14 protein-coding genes and 1 tRNA gene are annotated in these 19,276 nt (G+C 42.1%); 9 read left to right on the plus strand and 6 right to left on the minus strand.

All coding sequences use genetic code 11. The annotated features are described in order from the left end of the window. On the minus strand, positions 1–2,061 hold the full coding sequence (locus C5745_RS17905) for a BamA/TamA family outer membrane protein (RefSeq protein WP_105718383.1): 2,061 nt from the start codon (positions 2,059–2,061) through the stop codon (positions 1–3). A gap of 106 nt (positions 2,062–2,167) precedes the next feature. Here C5745_RS17905 and C5745_RS17910 point away from each other — a divergent pair, with 106 nt between their 5' ends. Beyond that, positions 2,168–3,142: a GlxA family transcriptional regulator gene (locus C5745_RS17910; protein ID WP_105718384.1), complete on the plus strand. Its 975-nt coding sequence runs from the start codon at positions 2,168–2,170 to the stop codon at positions 3,140–3,142. Between the two features lie 187 nt (positions 3,143–3,329). Continuing rightward, positions 3,330–4,331 carry an alpha/beta fold hydrolase gene (locus tag C5745_RS17915; protein ID WP_105718385.1) on the plus strand — a complete coding sequence of 334 codons (1,002 nt, stop codon included), beginning with the start codon at positions 3,330–3,332 and terminating at the stop codon, positions 4,329–4,331. 231 nt (positions 4,332–4,562) lie between these two features. Here C5745_RS17915 and C5745_RS17920 read toward each other — a convergent pair whose 3' ends face one another. From C5745_RS17920 to C5745_RS17940, 5 genes are all read right to left on the minus strand, one after another. After that, positions 4,563–5,375 carry an rRNA adenine N-6-methyltransferase family protein gene (locus C5745_RS17920; RefSeq protein ID WP_105718386.1) on the minus strand — a complete coding sequence of 271 codons (813 nt, stop codon included), beginning with the start codon at positions 5,373–5,375 and terminating at the stop codon, positions 4,563–4,565. A 385-nt stretch (positions 5,376–5,760) separates the two neighbouring features. Next, the gene (locus tag C5745_RS17925) at positions 5,761–6,498 is read right to left on the minus strand and encodes an NIPSNAP family protein (protein WP_105718387.1); all 738 of its coding nucleotides are present in this window, start codon (positions 6,496–6,498) and stop codon (positions 5,761–5,763) included. Between the two features lie 300 nt (positions 6,499–6,798). Next, a tRNA-Pro gene (locus C5745_RS17930) sits at positions 6,799–6,872 on the minus strand. A gap of 235 nt (positions 6,873–7,107) precedes the next feature. Next, positions 7,108–7,524 carry a hypothetical protein gene (locus C5745_RS17935; RefSeq protein WP_105718388.1) on the minus strand — a complete coding sequence of 139 codons (417 nt, stop codon included), beginning with the start codon at positions 7,522–7,524 and terminating at the stop codon, positions 7,108–7,110. Positions 7,525–7,675: 151 nt separating this feature from the next. After that, positions 7,676–10,237, minus strand: coding sequence for an ATP-dependent Clp protease ATP-binding subunit (locus tag C5745_RS17940; protein WP_105718389.1), 2,562 nt, complete (start codon positions 10,235–10,237; stop codon positions 7,676–7,678). A gap of 180 nt (positions 10,238–10,417) precedes the next feature. Here C5745_RS17940 and ettA point away from each other — a divergent pair, with 180 nt between their 5' ends. From ettA to ccoS, 7 genes are all read left to right on the plus strand, one after another. Beyond that, positions 10,418–12,100 carry an energy-dependent translational throttle protein EttA gene (ettA, locus tag C5745_RS17945; RefSeq protein WP_105718390.1) on the plus strand — a complete coding sequence of 561 codons (1,683 nt, stop codon included), beginning with the start codon at positions 10,418–10,420 and terminating at the stop codon, positions 12,098–12,100. A gap of 5 nt (positions 12,101–12,105) precedes the next feature. After that, complete coding sequence (locus C5745_RS17950) at positions 12,106–13,290, plus strand: PAS domain-containing sensor histidine kinase (RefSeq protein WP_105718401.1); 1,185 nt, start codon at positions 12,106–12,108, stop codon at positions 13,288–13,290. A 12-nt stretch (positions 13,291–13,302) separates the two neighbouring features. Continuing rightward, positions 13,303–14,373 carry a response regulator gene (locus C5745_RS17955; RefSeq protein ID WP_105718391.1) on the plus strand — a complete coding sequence of 357 codons (1,071 nt, stop codon included), beginning with the start codon at positions 13,303–13,305 and terminating at the stop codon, positions 14,371–14,373. A gap of 152 nt (positions 14,374–14,525) precedes the next feature. Continuing rightward, complete coding sequence (locus C5745_RS17960; RefSeq protein ID WP_105718392.1) at positions 14,526–14,966, plus strand: Rossmann-fold NAD(P)-binding domain-containing protein; 441 nt, start codon at positions 14,526–14,528, stop codon at positions 14,964–14,966. Then, a complete protein-coding gene (gene hemN / locus C5745_RS17965; RefSeq protein ID WP_105718393.1) occupies positions 14,953–16,308 on the plus strand; it encodes an oxygen-independent coproporphyrinogen III oxidase in 1,356 nt (451 codons plus the stop codon). Before C5745_RS17960 ends, hemN begins: the two co-directional genes overlap by 14 nt. A gap of 79 nt (positions 16,309–16,387) precedes the next feature. Continuing rightward, a complete protein-coding gene (locus C5745_RS17970; protein ID WP_105718394.1) occupies positions 16,388–18,790 on the plus strand; it encodes a heavy metal translocating P-type ATPase in 2,403 nt (800 codons plus the stop codon). A gap of 23 nt (positions 18,791–18,813) precedes the next feature. Beyond that, complete coding sequence (ccoS, locus tag C5745_RS17975) at positions 18,814–18,972, plus strand: cbb3-type cytochrome oxidase assembly protein CcoS (RefSeq protein WP_105718395.1); 159 nt, start codon at positions 18,814–18,816, stop codon at positions 18,970–18,972. Positions 18,973–19,276: the final 304 nt, after the last annotated feature.

The following is a 19,276-nucleotide window of genomic DNA, read 5'->3' on the forward strand; positions in this document are numbered from 1 at the left end:
TCAAAAAGCCACGCCTACACCGCCGAAAACACCTATATCACCTCGTGTATTAATGGAACAATCAATGCGTGACTGAAGCTTTAGCTTGGGAACTAACTGCTTTCGTACCCCTAAACCGAAAACACCGATTAGTCTAGGGTCATATGCCTTGAGAAAATTGGTAGCAACATCACCGGCACCAGCGAATAATACGTAACCAAATCTAGGGTCTATGTTAGTGAAATTAGAACGAAGTTCTCCCTGAACGGCAAAAGCCTGCCTATCAATGTAGAGGTTGCGCCAAACCCCTCTCAAAAGACGGTCGGCCGACAAGTACGGCAATTGGTAGAATGGAACATCACCGTTAAAAGTGCCATGATATTGTGCCTGAACCGCTAAGGTGGTTCCTTCTGTTAATATGGGTAATGAATGGTATCCCCGGTAGTCTATTTTCAAATCGCTGTACGCATAGTCGCTTCCAATCCAATCCCCAAATCTGGTAAACGAAATATCGAAATAGTTTCCGGTAGTTGGAAATATGACGTCGTTTCGGGTATCAAAACGTAATATTGGGCCAATTCCAATTGTAAAGCCGCCTTTATCGTCAGGTAAAGCCAATGATTCTGACGCTTCGAAGTCTAAGGGACTGTCATGCCGAATAAGGGCAGCAATACCTGCAAAGAAACGGTGCCCAATGGTTTTTGTAAGCACACTTTCCCATGAGAAAATGTGATTACGGTAAAGGGCACTAACGTCTTGCTTGACGTTGTTTCCCAATCCGAAAAATTGAGATCGGTTATTCATCAGATAATCAATGCGGTTAGACAAGTGCCATCCTTTTTTGCTAAAATACGCTGACGACAACGTAGCCTGTAGTTGTCCTTTGAAACCATAAGACAAGGAGGGTGTCAGTGAAGATGGCCGAAAAAAGTGGCTGTCAGTCGCTGTTGAATCCATGGGGGGAGCAAATATAAAACTCATACCGAGTCCTAACACCAAACTGGTTTCTGGTCCATAGGCAATGATCGGAATAGGCGCAATCCCAACATTTCCAGTTCTCCGTGACATAAAGGCTGAATCTGGCGGAATGCCCAATGAAGCTTCTTTACCGTGATTGCTGAACTCCCACTTTTCCGTCAAAAATGACAAACGGCCATTGCCAAGCTGATTAAATGCCCTGACATTGCTTTTCGCTAGTTGGCGCTTCTTATTATGTAAGTCCCAGACGTTCAGATTACCCAAATCGTCAAGACTAACCAATTGGTTTTCTAAACCGTATGCCAATTGCTCGATTTGCCCTTTTCCTCCTCGAATAGTATGAACCACACGATCTTTAAGCAGATCCCGGACCTCAATTACGTTCTTATGATTTACACTAGCGTAATACCGATTGTTTGTGGGGTCGTAAACTAGTTTCTTCAGCCGCGAGGTTTCCCAGTTCACTTTTTCTGTGTTCAGTGTTTCCGCGTCGATTACCCTGACTACCGATTTTGCTGCTGCCAATAGTTGCGATCCATCGGCATCCACGGCTATGCTGTTAGTCAGATCGGTGATGTACCGTTCTGCTAGTTTATGCCAATCCTTGGTATCAAAGGCCGTCAATCGCGCCCCCCAGAAAGTTTTCGAGTGAACGAAAAATGCTTTGCAGACATGACTATTGAACGCGGTGGATTCGATAGCGAACGGCAGTGTTTGCACCAACGCACCCTTACTGTTTAAGTCGTGTATATATGTTATTTTTTGCTCTTTTGTCTTGATAGAGTATATCAGGTATCTACCGTCGTCACTTAGCGTGAAGTAATACGGTTTCTCCGTATGGGTATTTGTTATTTTATAGATGGGTTCAGCTTCCACGACACTGGAGATTATGAAATGCTGACCGCTATACCACGCCGACCGACCACCGGCAGCAATCAGCAAACCAATTTCATCACCATTGGGTGCCTGTTGTGCGCTCACGTCGAACGGTACGTACATACCGAGAACGGCAAGGATGTAAGCAACTGTGGAAGTAATCCAAGATAACTTCTTAAATTCAATATTTCGTAAAGCAGAAATCAGCTGTTTATGTTCAATTCCCATGTTTATCCAAAAGTGTAACAAAATTATGAAGGAGAAAGAACAAATTAAACAGGCAAAATTGACAATTTATCCTGTTCATATTGCCTAAAACCGTTATTATTGTAAGATGAAACACGTATCAGTCATCGTTGCAGAAGATGTTATAATGGGCGCGATAGGAAATATATACCACCTTTTCCAAACGACGAATCAATTGTTGATCGAACGAAATCAACGCCCTTTATTTGATATTGATCTTGTTGGCATTTCCAATGAGGTAGTAGTTAATAATGGAATGTTTACGGTATGCCCGGAGAAATCAATTTATGATGTAAAACGTACCGACTTGGTTATCATTCCACCTTTGAAAATTGATTCGGAAACGCTGGTCAAAAACAAAGATTTTCTACCCTGGATAAAAGCTCAGCATGAACACGGTAGCTGGATAGCAAGTCTGTGTTCAGGTGTATTTTTGCTGGCGGAGACCGGCCTTTTGGATAATAAATGGTGTTCTACACATTGGAAGATAACTAATAGGTTTCGGACGGCTTATCCCAAGGTAAATGTAACTGATCAAAAAGTTATCACTGAATATAATGGTGTATTTACAAGTGGAGGTGCCAACTCATACTGGAATTTACTCCTCTATTTGGTGAGAAAGCTAACTAACAACGGGATAGCCATACAAGCCAGCAAATATTTTGAAGTTGATATTGATCGTGACAACCAAGGCATCTACTCTGTTTTTGAAGGGAATAGATATCACAACGATGCTTCTATTCACAAGGTTCAGGATTATATAGAACATCATTATAGTCAAAGTTTGACGTTAAGAGGTTTGGCGGAAATTTCCGGCCTCGGATTCCGCACTTTTCAAAGAAGATTCAGGGAAGCTACACAGCATACAGCTATTTCTTACATGCAGAAGATACGAGTTGAATCAGCAAAAAAAATATTGGAACGAGAAAATTTGCCAATCGCTGATGTGATGTTCGAGGTCGGTTATACGGACCTGGAGGCTTTCCGAAGAATTTTTAAAAGGGAAACGGGCGTTGCACCGATGCAATATCGTAAAAAATACCAGTTTTTCGAGGGACATTAGCAAATCAAAATTGAATTCTATCAACCCCTCGTCTGAAAGGAACTGTTTCGCATAAGCTCCCAGGTCTTTTGCCTTTACGGCATTCGGTTTTGGAGGTGGCACGTAACTTGTGGAAGATCAGTTTATTGTGTTTTCCTTCACAAGATTTACTCGGTCCTGGAAAAACAACCGTTTTACGACTAAAGCAATGATGATGAAATGTCTAGATTTACTGATACTTGCAATATTCCTTTTATTCAATGACAACCTTAAAGGCCAGACAGGCTTGGGGAGCGATATGTTCGATGAACTGGAGGCGAACGCATGGTATTTGCCCACTGAAGACGGGAACGCCCGGCTGTACATAACTACATTGGGAAAAGGGGATACTGTCGTGGCACTTCACGGTGGACCGGGCAATAACTTCAATTATTTGGTTGATGCTGTCCGGGGAAATACCGATTCTATCTGTTTCATGCTATTTGACCAAAGAGGTAGCCTGTACTCAAAGGTACCGGATTCCTCTGTCAGGGATCTCTCACTAGATATATTAGTGGAGGACCTGGAAACGATAAGGAGGGAGACCGGACAGAAAAAATTGACTCTTTTCGGGCATTCCTTTGGGACTCTGCTGGCTATTTCCTATTATATGAAGTACCCTCACAATGTACGCAGGATGGTTCTGTCGGCGTCGATGCCCCCTTTTACACCTGAAGGTAAAACTTTTATGGACCTGATACCTGCGATACATTCGCGATTAAAGGTGCTGCGGAGCCGCCCAGCTGTTGAAGCGGTGCTTAGGGAAGAGGGACTGTGGGAAGAGGATGGTTTGAGCAAAAAGCAGCTCTCGGACCGTTTTAAGATTACCGGGCTTGCATCTTTCAACATGATAGACCTCCGTAACTGGAGATCTATGAAGGGGGGACGGGTTTTCTTCAATTCCGCCGTAGAGGGTGCAATTGCAGGTTCCATTCCCGAAACTTACGATATACGCAGCTCGCTCGAGCGATTTCCCGTTCCCGTTTTCATTATCCAGGGAACGGAGGATTATTTGCAAGCAGACGAATGGTTACAGCTCATAGCTGAAGCCGATTGTATCACTGTCCACTTAGTGGAACATGCGTCACATTACATCTGGCTTGACCGGACGCGAGAATTCAACCGGCTCCTCCGGTCCTCGTTGAGGAGTTCCAGCCAATGGGATAGTTGATCTCAAGAAAACTGGCTTTATACTGCTTCCTGTACATCTCAAGCCATATTTATTTATAGCACTTGAAATTTTTTTGATCACTTGCTATTGCACCTTCTCCATTTACAGCGATAAATTTCGCTTTGAAAATTTCTTGAACTTTATATTCTGATAAGGAGCTTGAAAATAATCTTCGATTTGTACGGATATTAGAACAACGCTGAACCAAAAGGAACAGCGTTGACCATTTTTTTAAATATGATTAGGGTGATAATCAGTAGGAACAAGTGTCAGCATAGTCGTAAAACAACCCAAAAATTGCTCAGCAGACATGAAACATATAGGATTATCCAACGCCAGACCATAACGCTCTTCAAGGTCTCTAACCTGTTGCTTTCTGAAAAGTTTTTTTAAAACAGTTCTTGAGGGAAAATCTGAGAACTTCATCATAAAATAAAGAAAGCTAAGATATTTTTCCTTCATTACGACACCAATATTATTCATACATTTCTTTTTGCTAATTTTCACTAAGGCCGATTTTACGGTTGGTGGTGGCATGAAGCTTTCGGGATTTAATTCGTAGACGACCCTCAGTTCAAAAAAAGTGTGGTAGAAAACTATGTGCGGATTAAAATACTTTTTTCTGACAAGTTTTTGAGCAGGCTCTAATTGCATTATCACGCACCCTTGGTTAAAAAACTCAATATTAGTATACATTAGGGACTTAAGAATTTCGGAAGTTAAAGCAAAAGGTATATTGGAAACTACTTTAAAGCTTTTCTGTGGAACTAAAAACTTTCTGTAGTCCACTCCGGCGATAACAACATTTTTATTAGTCCTAAATTTTGAGCGTAATTCGGAAACTAAACGATTATCGTTCTCAATGGCTATGACATTTGTAGAATGTTTGACCAAATGTGCCGTCAAAAATCCAGAGCCGGCACCAATGTCTAAAACAATATCTTTTTTCTGCACGTCTGCCAATCGAATGGCGTCTTTTATGAGGATAGTATCAATTGTAAAGTGTTGCCCCGTAAACCTTACGGGTAAGCTACGCTTTTTCATGAAATATTTCTTTGAATAATTACTGAACTGAATAGAAATCGCAAGGAGCGACAGACATTATTATCCAACAGAAATAAATAACCGGACTACTCCAAAGAGGAATAGCAATGGTTAACCATCAGTTGATGATCCAATAATAATTATGGAGATTTTTAAGATAACTTTTAGACTGTCTATCGCTTAGATAACAGTCCACCATTTTATAAAGAAAGCGCAACAATTCACACCCATATCAAATGTTTATACAGACAAAAATATAAAAAATCTATTAAACAGATGTGAAAAATATTTTCTGCCTGTTGGTGATCGGCCAATCCCCTCTGTCTATACCTTTCACGATGTTGCCCCTCGTATGATTTCTCTTATCCTCAGAAACGGACAAAGATCAAATTTGAGAATAATCCAGAGGTTTCAGGAAGATGCGCGTGATATCGCTCATGTTGCCTTTGTACTTGTCCATAGAGATTAATTTCTTCCAATCCGAATGATTGATGAAATTTGACCAGCCCGTCTTGTTTTCGTCCAGATCCGTATTTGCGAGCATATACGTCAGACAGGGCATTTGATCTCCCGAAATGTTTTGTCCATAAAACACCATCGGCAATCCAGAATCGGCAAAAATGGCAAATTCTTCTTCAAACATTTCTAGTTTGCTTTTCAGGGCTCCTTCATTATGACTCTCATAAATTCTGAGTTCATAGATTCCCGCATCATTAGGGACAATCAGTTCTGGGAATTCTTTTGTGCTTTGGATAAGACTAGTACTTATTCTTATAAACGGTATGGCGGCTTGATCCGTAGTTAGGTAAGGAGTGGCAGCCTCCATATATTGTTCATCATCAAACAAATTCCTTTCGCTATTTTGAAAAGTGAAAATATCCTTGTGAGGTATAAGCAAATAGAGTTTTTTTGGCAAAGACTCACCAACTTCCTCGAAGACGCCAACATTTTTTGCACCTTGTCTGTTGAGTGCCGGAATTAGGGCTTTTTCAAAATACGTGTGCAATAGGTCGGCGGATCGAAAAAATTCCATTTCATATACCTTGAGTTCATATACCTGCGTCTGGGACCTAACGGAAAGCGCAGTTAACAAAACAAAAAAAAGGATAGCGTATATTTTCATAAACGGTTTATTTTTAATTATGTAAACATACAAAATCTCCCTAAAGACACAAAATCGCCCGAAACGTTGGGGCTTGATCATTTCTCAGCTTTATATTAAATTTGGTTACTGGCTACGCCGGGATCAAAACGGTGTTTAGGAATGGGTTGATCCGGATTTCTCTCCTTTGTCCCGTGAAGTCGGGGTGGCAGGATTGCTTTAGCCCCGCACACCCCGCACTCAACCCTAAAGCTCCTTCGGATCGAACCTTGGTTCTCATCACGCTACAAAAAAAGCCCTTGCTTTCGCAAGAGCTTTTTGTCGGGGTGGCAGGATTCGAACCTACGACCTCCACATCCCAAATGTGGCGCGATACCGGGCTACGCTACACCCCGAAAAGGTATCACCTTTTTTTCTGTGGCACAAATATACAGCTAATTTGACTGTTGTCAAGAGGTTTTTTTAAGTTGCTACGTAAACGATTGATAATATGGAGAATATTCTTACGTCTCTTTTGAAAACCGGCATAAAAAAGACGAGGCCGATAGGGTAGCATCGGAGGCAAGGAACGTGAAGGCAGCCATGCATGAGGGACATGGCTGCTTTTTATATTAAAGTGCTAACTATAAACTATTGCACAAAATCAGCTTCCGTTAGCGATATTTTTATAAAAAGATGTTGAGGAATAGGAACCGGAACCCCATCTTCCAGAATCGGGTCTTGTGCGTAAATCCTTACCGATCCCGTAGTATAATCATAGGAATAAGAAACACCGTCGAGGGTAGTGGGGACAGCAAAATAAGTTTCTTCATCGTCAAAGCTAATCGCTACATTAACAATTCCCTGATTCACGTAATAATCAGTTAATTCGGGAACGTTTAAATCTACATAATCGGTGTCAAGATCATCAACCTCCCATTGGCTCGCTGTTCTTTCATAGACCATGGTTATGCTAGGTACGACTGTATCGTAATATTCTTTTGTACAGCTACTCGTCACCGCTACCGTCGCTGTGCCTATAAAAATGGCTAATAGAATTTTTTTCATGTGTATCGTATTAATAGTGATCAAATTTATCTATATTCAATAAGACGTTAAAAAACGTTAATAGTTTAAAAAAATGAGCAAAAAATAAGCCAAATAAAAAAAAGCGCTATGCCGAGAGACATAGCGCTTTCTTATTTGGAACTTTCTACTGTTACTTTTTTTTGTCGTTAGGCTCCGTCACATCGGATTCAATAGAATCGCCCGATGGTTGGTCCGGATTTTGGCTGTCGACTGCGATTTCTTTTTTATCGTCGTCATAATCAATATTCAGTGCTGAGCCAGTTTTAACTTCGCCTTTCAATATTTCTTCAGCGATTGGGTCCTCCAGGTACTTTTGGATAGCCCGCTTCAATGGACGCGCTCCAAAGTTACTGTCATATCCCTTCTCGGCGATAAAGTCTTTTGCTTTATCTGTGAGTGTTATTTGGTAGCCCAAGTCTTTAATCCGGTTGAAGAGCGACTTCAATTCGATATCGATAATCTTAAAGATATGTTCTTTACTTAACGAGTTAAACACGATAACATCATCCACACGGTTCAGGAACTCAGGTGCAAACGCACGTTTGAGTGCTGTTTCGATAACTCCTCTCGAATGAGAGTCGGCTTGGCTCGCTTTTGCGGAAGTTGTAAACCCGACGCCTTGTCCGAATTCTTTCAACTGACGGGCACCAATATTCGAAGTCATGATAATGATCGTATTGCGGAAGTCTACCCGTCTACCCAAACTATCCGTCAGCTGTCCTTCATCGAGTACCTGTAGCAACAAATTGAACACATCTGGATGGGCTTTTTCAATCTCGTCGAGTAATACGACCGCATACGGCTTGCGGCGTACTTTCTCCGTCAACTGACCGCCTTCTTCATATCCTACATATCCCGGAGGCGCTCCAACCAAACGAGATACCGCGAATTTCTCCATGTATTCACTCATGTCGATTTGGATTAAGGCATCTTCTGAATCGAACATAAAACGCGCTAACTCTTTCGCCAACTCAGTTTTACCTACACCAGTTGGGCCTAGGAAAATGAACGAACCGATTGGTTTTTTAGGGTCTTTTAGCCCAGCACGCGTACGGTGTATGGCTTTTACTAGCTTTTGAACTGCGTCATCCTGGCCGATAATACGACCTTTAACGGACTCAGCCATATTCAATAATTTCTGGCTATCCGATTGGCTTACACGTTGTACAGGGATCCCTGTCATCATAGAAACCACTTCAGCTACATTGTCTTCTGCGACCGTATAACGCTTTGATTTCGTCTCTACTTCCCATGCTGCTTTTTCTTTCTCGAGTTGGTCGAGTAGTTTTTTCTCGGTATCGCGGAGTTTGGCCGCTTCTTCGTATTTTTGACTACGAACTACTTTGTTTTTTTCAACCTTAACTTCTTCGATTTTTTCCTCGATATCAAGAATGGATTGCGGAACATGGATGTTGTTCAGGTGTACACGTGAGCCGGCCTCGTCCAGCGCATCAATCGCCTTATCCGGTAAGAAACGATCGGTGATATAACGTGTTGTCAATGAGACGCAGGCTTCTACCGCTTCTGCTGTATACGTGACATTGTGATGCTCTTCGTATTTATCTTTAATACGGTTCAGAATTTCTATTGTTTCGTCGTGAGAAGCCGGTTCTACGACGACTTTCTGAAAACGACGATCTAAAGCACCGTCTTTTTCTATATATTGACGATATTCATCTAATGTAGTGGCGCCTATACATTGTATTTCGCCTCGTGCCAAAGCGGGTTTGAACATATTTGAGGCATCCAAAGAACCTGAAGCACCACCCGCGCCTACGATCGTGTGGATCTCGTCAATAAATAAGATGACATCTGGAGACTTTTCTAACTCGTTCATCACCGCCTTCATACGTTCTTCAAATTGACCGCGATATTTCGTTCCGGCCACTAAAGAGGCTAGATCAAGTGTGACAACCCGTTTATTGAATAAAACTCGAGATACCTTGCGTTGCACAATACGTAGGGCTAGACCTTCGGCGATAGCCGATTTACCAACCCCAGGTTCTCCGATTAAAATAGGGTTGTTCTTTTTACGCCGGGAAAGAATCTGCGAAACACGTTCAATTTCTTTCTCGCGTCCTACGATAGGATCTAATCGGCCTTCCTCTGCCGCCTTGGTCAAATCCCGTCCGAAATTGTCTAATACCGGCGTTTTTGATTTGATATCCGAAACTTTCTTCGGTGCTGTAAATTGCTGATCGTCGTCTGCAAAGTCGTCATCTCCGGTAGACGAGCTGGATGCTTCGTCTGTGATGGACGTTTTATTTTGCTCAACTTCGTTCTTAAATAAATCGTACGTAATGCTGTATTGCTGCAAGACTTGCGACGCAATGTTCTCTTCATCTCGCAAGATCGCTAATAGTAAGTGCTCCGTGCCAATGACATCACTTTTGAAAATCTTAGCTTCCAAATATGTTATTTTTAGGACTTTTTCAGCCTGTTTGGTCAACGGCATATTTCCGATCGGTGCACGGGACATAGACGACCCTTTTACTGCATCTTCTGTAGATTGACGGATGGATCCTATATCGACTCCAATATTTCTCAAAATCTTTATCGCCACTCCATCGCCTTCACGAATCAAGCCGAGCAAAAGATGTTCTGTGCCAATGTAATCATGGCGGAGCCTTAGCGCTTCTTCGCGACTGTAAGAAATCACATCTTTTACGCGTGGTGAAAATTTTGCTTCCATGTATTTACCTTTCCTTTATTAATGATAGGATGATATAAATGTATAAAAATAAATTATAAATCCTATGCTATGTTCTACCAGATTTATCAATAATTACGCCATAGCCCTGAAACGATCAAAATGGCAGTCTTACCCGAATTAAAAATGACTATATTTGTACAAAAATAGCATTACAATCTTATGTCTGACGAGAAAATTATTTTTTCAATGGCTGGTGTAAATAAAATATATCCGCCGCAAAAACAGGTTCTTAAAAACATCTATTTGTCGTTTTTTTACGGAGCGAAAATTGGTGTCATAGGTTTGAACGGATCGGGAAAGTCCTCCTTGCTGAAAATTATCGCTGGGTTAGATAAGTCTTATCAAGGAGAAGTTGTTTTCTCGCCCGGATATACCGTTGGCTATTTAGCGCAGGAGCCAGATCTGGACGAAGAAAAAACGGTAAAGGAAGTCGTGGAAGAAGGGGTTGCTGAAATTACAGCAGTCTTAAAAGAATATGAAGATATAAACGAAAAGTTTGGTTTGCCGGAGGTGTATGAAAATCCGGACGAAATGGATAAGTTGCTCGCTCGTCAAGGCGAACTACAGGATAAGATCGATGCTACGAATGCTTGGGAATTGGATACTAGACTGGAACGGGCAATGGACGCACTTCGTTGTCCAGAACCAGATGCAAAGATAGCCAATTTGTCAGGTGGGGAGCGAAGAAGGGTGGCACTTTGTCGCTTATTGCTTCAAGAGCCAGATGTTTTACTTCTTGATGAACCTACCAACCACTTGGATGCTGAATCAATCGACTGGTTAGAACAACATTTACAACAGTATAAGGGCACGGTTATAGCCGTTACCCACGATCGATATTTCCTAGATAATGTTGCGGGGTGGATTTTGGAATTGGACAGAGGGGAAGGAATACCGTGGAAAGGAAATTATTCTTCATGGTTGGATCAGAAAGCAAAACGTCTGGCGCAGGAGGAAAAACAAGAAACGAAACGTCAGAAAACACTTGAGCGCGAACTGGAATGGGTGCGCATGGCGCCGAAAGCAAGACATGCAAAATCTAAGGCGCGTTTGCATAACTATGAAAAATTAGCATCAGAAGAGACCAAGGATCGAGAAGAAAAACTGGAGTTGTTTATTCCGCCCGGTCCGCGATTGGGGAATACCGTTATTGAAGCTGATAATATTTCAAAAGCCTACGGTGACAGACTGTTGTTTGAAAATCTGAGCTTCTCCCTGCCACCAGCGGGTATCGTGGGGATTATCGGGCCGAATGGTGCAGGGAAAACAACCTTGTTTAGGTTGATTACAGGGCAGGAACAACCCGATACCGGAACTTTTAAGGTAGGGGAAACGGTGGTATTGGGTTATGTGGACCAAAATCACGATGACCTTGATCCGGATAAAACGGTGTGGGAGAATATAACCGAGGGTAATGATAACATCATGCTTGGGAATAGATCGCTAAATTCTCGTGCTTATGTATCCAAGTTTAATTTTAATGGAGCCGACCAACAGAAGAAAGTAGGCGTATTATCCGGCGGAGAGCGAAATCGCGCCCATTTAGCCATTACATTAAAAAAATCATCCAATGTATTGCTGCTCGATGAACCTACCAACGACATTGATGTAAACACCTTGCGCGCCTTGGAAGAAGGATTGGAGAATTTTGGTGGTTGTGCGGTTGTTATTTCGCACGATCGTTGGTTTTTGGACCGTATATGTACGCATATTTTGGCGTTTGAAGGGGATTCTCAGGTTTACTTTTTCGAAGGAAACTACACGGAATATGAAGAAAATCGTAAGAAACGTCTTGGCGACACGGGACCAAAACGTATCAAGTACAAAAAGTTGGTGAAATAGCGATGATTGATTCTGCTAAGCTTCTCGAGGCCATTATCGAAAACGCGATTGATGGGATTATTACTATTGATAACCGAGGTATCGTGGAGTCTATTAATCCGGCAGCGTCTGCGCTATTTGGATATAGGCCGAAAGAAGTGGTGGGGAACAACATTTCCATGTTAATGCCCGAACCCGATCGAAGTCAGCATGATGAGTACATTGAGCGTTATCAAAAAACCGGAATAAAGAAAATAATCGGAATTGGGAGGGAAGTTCGTGGATTAAAGAAAAATGGTGACACCTTTCCGTTTCGATTGGCCGTCAGTGAAGTACATTACCGAGAAAAAAATATCTTTACCGGTTTTATCCATGATTTAACCAAAGAACGTGCAGCCGAAGATGAGTTGAGGAAGCATGCGGATGAGCTAGAAGAAAAAGTGCGAGAGCGAACAAAGGATCTGATTAAGTTAGTTTCCGAATTGGAGAAAGCGAAATCGGACGTCAGTCTGTCATTGGAAAAGGAAAAGGAGCTCAACCAAATGAAATCACGATTTGTATCCATGGCGTCGCACGAATTTCGGACCCCACTGAGCGCCGTACAACTATCGGCATCCTTGATTGAGAAATACGCCGAGCGTCCGGATTTGCCGAATATTATGAAGCACACCAACCGTATTCGTGGAGCGGTTCAGTTACTGAATAACATTTTGAATGATTTTCTCTCTTTAGAGAAGCTAGAAGCGGGCAGGGTCGTAGTCAATAAGGCGGATATTAACTTGGTACAGCTCGCTGAGGAAATAACAGAGGAGATGCAGATGATCTGCAAAAAGAATCAACATATTGTTTACCAACACACAGGACCAGTAGGTGTATTTTATTTAGATGCGCATTTGATTAAAAGCAGTGTTATTAATTTGATATCGAATGCCATAAAATACTCCGGAGAGAATACTTTTATCGAATTCACGACTGAAATAAAAGAGGATACTTGCGTCATTTGCATTAACGATAACGGTATAGGTATTCCATTAGAGGATCAAAAAAATCTATTTGAGCCATTTTTTAGAGCACATAACACGGGAAATATACCTGGTACAGGATTGGGACTTAATATCGTTAAGCGCTATGTCGAGCTGATGGATGGGACGTTGGAATACCATTCGGCCATAAACGAAGGCGCGATGTTCAAAATGATTTTTCAGCAATAAGTAGAGGAAGAGATGTCTAAAACGATATTGATAATCGAAGATAACTTTGAAATCCGTGAAGGGACAGCCGAAATATTATCATTGACCGGCGAATATAAGGTGCTGACGGCCGTGAATGGGAAAGAAGGGGTAGACATGGCAGTTAGATGCCGTCCTGATCTTATTTTGTGCGACATTATGATGCCGGAGCTTGATGGATACGGTGTATTGTATATGTTGAACAAAAATGAGTCGACAATGGATATTCCTTTTATCTTTCTGACGGCCAAATCAGAAAGAGCCGATATACGCAAGGCGATGGAAATGGGCGCCGATGACTATTTGTCCAAACCGTTTGATGATATTGAGTTGCTAAACGCGATAGAAGGCCGTTTCCGAAAGCGGGAGAAACGTATGACTAGCCAATTGGTGATTGACGCAGCAAAAAAAGCAAACCTAAGGCTGAGTGAGGATGAGCAAAATTATCTATTGCAGGACTTAGTGAAAGAAGCCCGCGTGAAAGTCTTAAAAAAGAAACAACATATTTATGAAGAAGGGGATACACCCCACTTTATTTTTTATCTGCGGCAAGGTAAAATACGTAGTTTTCTGCTATACCAGGACGGACGCGAGTTGTCAACAGCGATCCATACAGCGGACAGTTTTTTGGGGTATGAAGCGCTTTTGCTTAACGAACAGTATAATGACAATGCCGAAGCGCTAGAAGACTGTGAAGTGGCGCTAATTCCGAAAGATCGTTTTTTTGAACTGCTCTATAACAAACCAGCCATCGCAAGTAAATTTATCACTTTGCTTTCGGGAAATATTCGGGAAAAAGAAGAACAAATGCTTGGTTTTGCGTATGATACGGTGCGAAAACGTGTAGCGAACGCATTGGTGCATGTCGCGGAAAAATCTGCATCAACTAGTGGAGACCACGAAATCATAATTCGCATTTCTCGAGATGACCTGGCTGCTTTGGCGGGGACTGCAAGTGAGACCATTAGTCGTATGTTGGCAGACTTCAAAGATGAGAAGTTAATCACAAAAATGGGCAATGCGATTGTTATCCCATCCGTAGCTAAATTAAAAACAATTCGATAAGGGCTATAAGTAAAGAATCTAGCGCGAACGCGAGATGCGATGCTGTTATAACCAATAATGTGACCAATATCATTTTCTAATTTGATGTTCTGCATCCGCGTCTTCATGTGGCCTGGCTATTTTTGTCTCAGTTACATACAGAAATGGACCACATGAAGGCTGTTGCATATAATATTAAGGAGTATGAGAAGGAATCGCTGGCGGTCGCCAACGGGAAAGCTCATGATCTGACGCTGATTTCTAATCCGTTAAATCGCAATACGATACATTATGCCTACGGCAAGGAGGTGGTTGTCGTGTCTGAAGATGATTTGATAGACGGTGAACTGCTGGGAGAACTGCGTCGTATAGGCATACGGAAGATCGTCACCCGTTCAATAACAACGGATCATATCGATTTGTGCCGCGCGTATGATTTAGGTATCCAGATTGCGAATACACCCTTTGAAGACCATACTCCTAAAGGTATTGCTGAGCAAACCATTCGAAACCTGAACTTATGGGGTGATGGGAAGTGTGTGGGCGGGGCTTGCTGCTGTGCGAAAGAATGTAAATTAGTGGACGACCAACTAGGATATGATGGAACCAAATAGTAGTTTGATCACCAAATACAATGTAGCGGCACCGCGTTATACGAGTTACCCCACCGTGCCGTTCTGGGAATCTGACGTTTTTAATCCAAAAGAATGGATCAGTCGTTTAAAAGCAACTTACACTCAATCAAAAAATGACGGACTAAGTTTATATGTCCATCTTCCGTTTTGCGAAAATTTATGTACGTATTGTGGGTGTAATACCCGGATTACCAAAAATCATGGCGTAGAGACTCATTACATTAACTATGTGCTCCGGGAATGGGAAATATACAAAGCTGCTATTGACGAAGAAATTGTTATCAGTGAGATACATTTGGGAGGGGGGACGCCTACTTTCTTCGAGCCAGCAAATCTGCAACGTCTAATTTTAGGCTTGCTAGACGATGGGATCGTAAAAGACGGGGCGTCTTTTTCATTTGAAGCTCATCCAGCAAATACCACAAAAGAGCATCTACAAACATTGTATCATCTTGGTTTCCGAAGATTAAGCTTGGGCATTCAAGACTTTGATCCGCATGTACAATATCTCATTAATCGACGTCAAACAGTAGGAGACGTACAGCGTGTCATGGATGAAGCTCGGGAAATCGGCTATACCTCTATTAATTTTGATTTGATTTATGGATTGCCCCTGCAAACACAAGTAACGGTACGCGACACTATAGAAAAGGCGTTACGCATGTCGCCCGACCGCATATCTTTTTATAGCTACGCACATGTACCGTGGATAAAACCCGGGCAGCGACGTTTTACAGAACAGGATTTACCTGTAGGAGAGGAAAAGCTTGCACTTTATATATTGGGTAAACAGATGATCGGGAGGAAAGGCTATCTGGATGTAGGCATGGATCATTTTGCGAAACCTGGGGATGAGCTTTTTAAGGCGGCTTTATCAGGAAGTTTACACCGGAATTTCATGGGATATGCGGACCGCTATACGCCCGTTTTAATTGGTTTGGGCGTATCATCCATTAGTGATGCGTGGAACGGTTTCGCACAAAACATCAAGACAGTAGAAGACTATTATAAGGTGCTAGATGAGGGGCGGTTGCCGGTAATAAAAGGACATTTGCTGCATGAGGAGGATGAGGTATTACGCCGTTATATTCTCGATATGATGTGTAAAGGAAAGGTAGAGTTGAAGGCTGATTTTTCGATCAATGATGCTATCGTAGGCCGACTACGTCCGCTAGAAGCGGATGGATTGGTGGAGTTTAACAACGATCAGATTAAAGTGACCCGAATCGGAAAATCCTTTTTAAGGAATATATGTATGGCATTTGATCAGCGGTTGCAGCTATCTAAAGAGCAAAAACAGGTATTCAGCCAAGCGATTTAACACTCGAGCCCTGAATGGCTCATCTTTAGATAACCGAGCTTTGCGAGCTCAATGAAGTTAATCACGAGCACACGAAAAAATGCTGGAGTCAGAACAAATTGTTAAGGAAGAAAAGTGTTTCCACTGCGGAGATAAGCTAGATGCGATGCCTTATGTATTGGGCAACCATAGTTTTTGTTGCTTGGGATGCCAAACCGTATATCAGGTATTGAACGAAAGTAACCTACACAGTTATTACCGCTACAATCAGCACCCTGGGAAATCTCAAAAAGAGTCAAGGCCTGATTTGAGTTATCTGGATGAACCGAATATTGTCGCTAAGCTTGTCGATTACACAGATGAGGACATGACCATGATTACTTTCTATATTCCGGTTATCCATTGCAGCTCCTGTATTTGGCTTTTGGAGCATCTTTATAAATTGCATGCCGGCGTTAAAAGTTCGCAGGTCGATTTTATGAAGAAGCAAGCAAGTATCAGGTTTAAGCATCAGGAGATTTCTTTGCGAGGGCTGGTGGAACTGCTGGTACGGATTGGGTATGAGCCTAGGATTACATCGCAGGATGTGGTAAAAGAAGGGAAAAAATTGAATCAACGTGGTCTGATAGCTAAAATTACCGTGGCGGGATTCTGTTTTGGAAATTCCATGATGATTAGCTTTCCTGATTACTTTGGGATGGCTCCGTTTGAGCAACAATATGCTAACTTTTTCGCTTATATGAATCTGGCATTTGGCATTCCAGTACTACTTTATAGTGCTTCGGATTATTTCAAATCGGCATGGTTAAGCTTGAAACAGAAGCGACTTAATCTGGATGTGCCGTTGGCGTTGGGAATTTTTGTCTTATTTTTTCGTTCGGCACTTGAGATTCTCACACAGTCCGGTCCGGGGTTTATGGATACCTTGTGCAGCTTGGTGTTTTTTATTTTAATCGGTAAGTGGGTGCAGCAACGGACATACTACCATATTTCGTTCGAGCGGGATTATCGGTCGTATTTTCCAGTTGCGGTAACTGTAATAGAAGCTGGTAACGAAAAGCCAATGCAAATTGCAGATTTAGAAGTTGGCCAACGCATCCTGGTGCGGAATAACGAGATTATTCCGGCTGATGCCATTTTATTAAAGGGGAATGCCTCTATTGATTTTAGTTTTGTAACAGGGGAATCGAACTGTATCGATAAAACACTGGGCGAAATCGTATATGCTGGTGGAAGGCAAATTGGGGAGGCGATTGAGTTAGAAGTTGTCAAACCCGTGTCGCAAAGTTATTTAACGAGATTGTGGAACAATGAGAGTTTCAAGAATCAGGAGAAGAAGTTTGATACCTTTATTGATTTTATCAGTAAATATTTCACGGTGTCGTTGGTCAGTATAGCTGTTGTCGCCTGTGGTTTTTGGTTCATCGGTGGTGATTCGTCCAAAGCTTGGGGCGCTTTTACAGCGGTGCTGATTATTGCCTGTCCCTGTGCACTAGCCTTGAGTTCGCCTTTCACACTTTCTTCCGCGCTAAGTATCTTCGACCGCAATAAATTCTATATAAAGAATACAGCTGCTATTGAACAATTATCGAAGATTGATTGTGTGGTATTCGACAAGACAGGAACGATTTCTTCTCCTAAATCGTCGCTAATGTTGTTTAAAGGGGAATTAAGTGAAGATGAATGCGGGTTAATCTCCTCGGTATGTCGAAACTCGAACCATCCCTTAAGTAGAGAGATTGTAAAATGGTTTAGTCACACGGTTATTCGGAGGGCGGATATTTTTAAAGAAGTGGGGGGTAAGGGTATGGAAGCCCGATTTGAGGCTACTGATGTAAAAATTGGATCTGCATCTTTTTTAGGCATAAAGAACGAGTATCAAGACGGTTCTATGGTGTATGTCATGATAAATGGAGTCTTGAAAGGGTATTTTACGCTCGAACAATCGTGGCGACAGGGATTGTCGATGGTAGTGGCGACATTGGACCAAGAGGGATATGACTTACACTTGACTTCCGGAGATAACGAACGACACGCTGATGCGTTGAAGCTCATTTTCCCCAATAGCTCCTGTTTATTATTTAACCAGTGCCCATCGGATAAACTACACAAAATAGATTTTTGGCAACAACAGGGAAAACAAGTTTGTATGCTGGGCGATGGGCTTAACGACGCAGGGGCATTACGGAAAGCAGATCTGGGGATAGCCGTGTCGGATGATATAAATAACTTTTCACCCGGTTGTGATGCTATTTTAGATGGGGATTCCTTTGCTAAATTGCCGTCGTTTTTCGCTTTCGCAAAAGATGCCGTTAGCGTGATACACGTAAGCTTCGCTATATCGTTGATATATAATGTAGTGGGATTAAGCTTTGCGGTACAGGGAACGATGTCTCCGCTGTTTGCAGCCATTCTAATGCCGATAAGTACGGTAACCATTATCTCGTTTACAAGTTTAATGACGCGTTGGTTCGCCATACGAAGGAAATTACTGTCTAAATAATTCGTATTACGTAATACTTACATATGAGCATTATATTTTTTTTAATTGGCTGCAGCGTTTTTATCGCTTTGGTCTTTTTAGGAGCATTTTTTTGGGCGAATAAAACCGGGCAGCACGAAGACACCTACACGCCTTCGGTCCGGATTCTTTTTGAAGATGAGGAAGAGAAGCCCAGTACATGAAAAATATCTTTCAGATTTTCAATGTATTGTATTGATGTTGGAGTAAAAAGGTACGGGACTCTTGGAGGGAATGCATAAAATTTCTACCTTTGCACCACTCCGCGAGGGAGGGCAGGTTACCCGGTGATCCCGGGTACGGAAAATTTGAAAAAACATTTTTGGTTTTCGTTAAACTTCCTTACCTTTGCCATCCCGAAAGGGTAAAAAACACAAGAGATAGATTCCGTTCCTTAGGGAGCGGTTGAGATAGCCGAAGCGCGAAGCGGAGGTGCAGAAGTTCTTTAAGATAGATGATCATGTAGCG

The sequence above is a fragment of the Sphingobacterium haloxyli genome (genome assembly GCF_002980525.1).
GTDB lineage: Bacteria > Bacteroidota > Bacteroidia > Sphingobacteriales > Sphingobacteriaceae > Sphingobacterium > Sphingobacterium haloxyli.

Excerpts from the sequence above, each read along its gene's own strand:
- C5745_RS17905 (WP_105718383.1), bottom strand. The coding sequence starts at position 2,061 with ATGGGAATTGAACATAAACAGCTGATTTCTGCTTTACGAAATATTGAA.
- C5745_RS17910 (WP_105718384.1), top strand. The coding sequence starts at position 2,168 with ATGAAACACGTATCAGTCATCGTTGCAGAAGATGTTATAATGGGCGCG.
- C5745_RS17915 (WP_105718385.1), top strand. The coding sequence starts at position 3,330 with ATGATGATGAAATGTCTAGATTTACTGATACTTGCAATATTCCTTTTA.
- C5745_RS17920 (WP_105718386.1), bottom strand. The coding sequence starts at position 5,375 with ATGAAAAAGCGTAGCTTACCCGTAAGGTTTACGGGGCAACACTTTACA.
- C5745_RS17925 (WP_105718387.1), bottom strand. The coding sequence starts at position 6,498 with ATGAAAATATACGCTATCCTTTTTTTTGTTTTGTTAACTGCGCTTTCC.
- C5745_RS17935 (WP_105718388.1), bottom strand. The coding sequence starts at position 7,524 with ATGAAAAAAATTCTATTAGCCATTTTTATAGGCACAGCGACGGTAGCG.
- C5745_RS17940 (WP_105718389.1), bottom strand. The coding sequence starts at position 10,237 with ATGGAAGCAAAATTTTCACCACGCGTAAAAGATGTGATTTCTTACAGT.
- ettA (WP_105718390.1), top strand. The coding sequence starts at position 10,418 with ATGTCTGACGAGAAAATTATTTTTTCAATGGCTGGTGTAAATAAAATA.
- C5745_RS17955 (WP_105718391.1), top strand. The coding sequence starts at position 13,303 with ATGTCTAAAACGATATTGATAATCGAAGATAACTTTGAAATCCGTGAA.
- C5745_RS17960 (WP_105718392.1), top strand. The coding sequence starts at position 14,526 with ATGAAGGCTGTTGCATATAATATTAAGGAGTATGAGAAGGAATCGCTG.
- hemN (WP_105718393.1), top strand. The coding sequence starts at position 14,953 with ATGGAACCAAATAGTAGTTTGATCACCAAATACAATGTAGCGGCACCG.
- C5745_RS17970 (WP_105718394.1), top strand. The coding sequence starts at position 16,388 with ATGCTGGAGTCAGAACAAATTGTTAAGGAAGAAAAGTGTTTCCACTGC.
- ccoS (WP_105718395.1), top strand. The coding sequence starts at position 18,814 with ATGAGCATTATATTTTTTTTAATTGGCTGCAGCGTTTTTATCGCTTTG.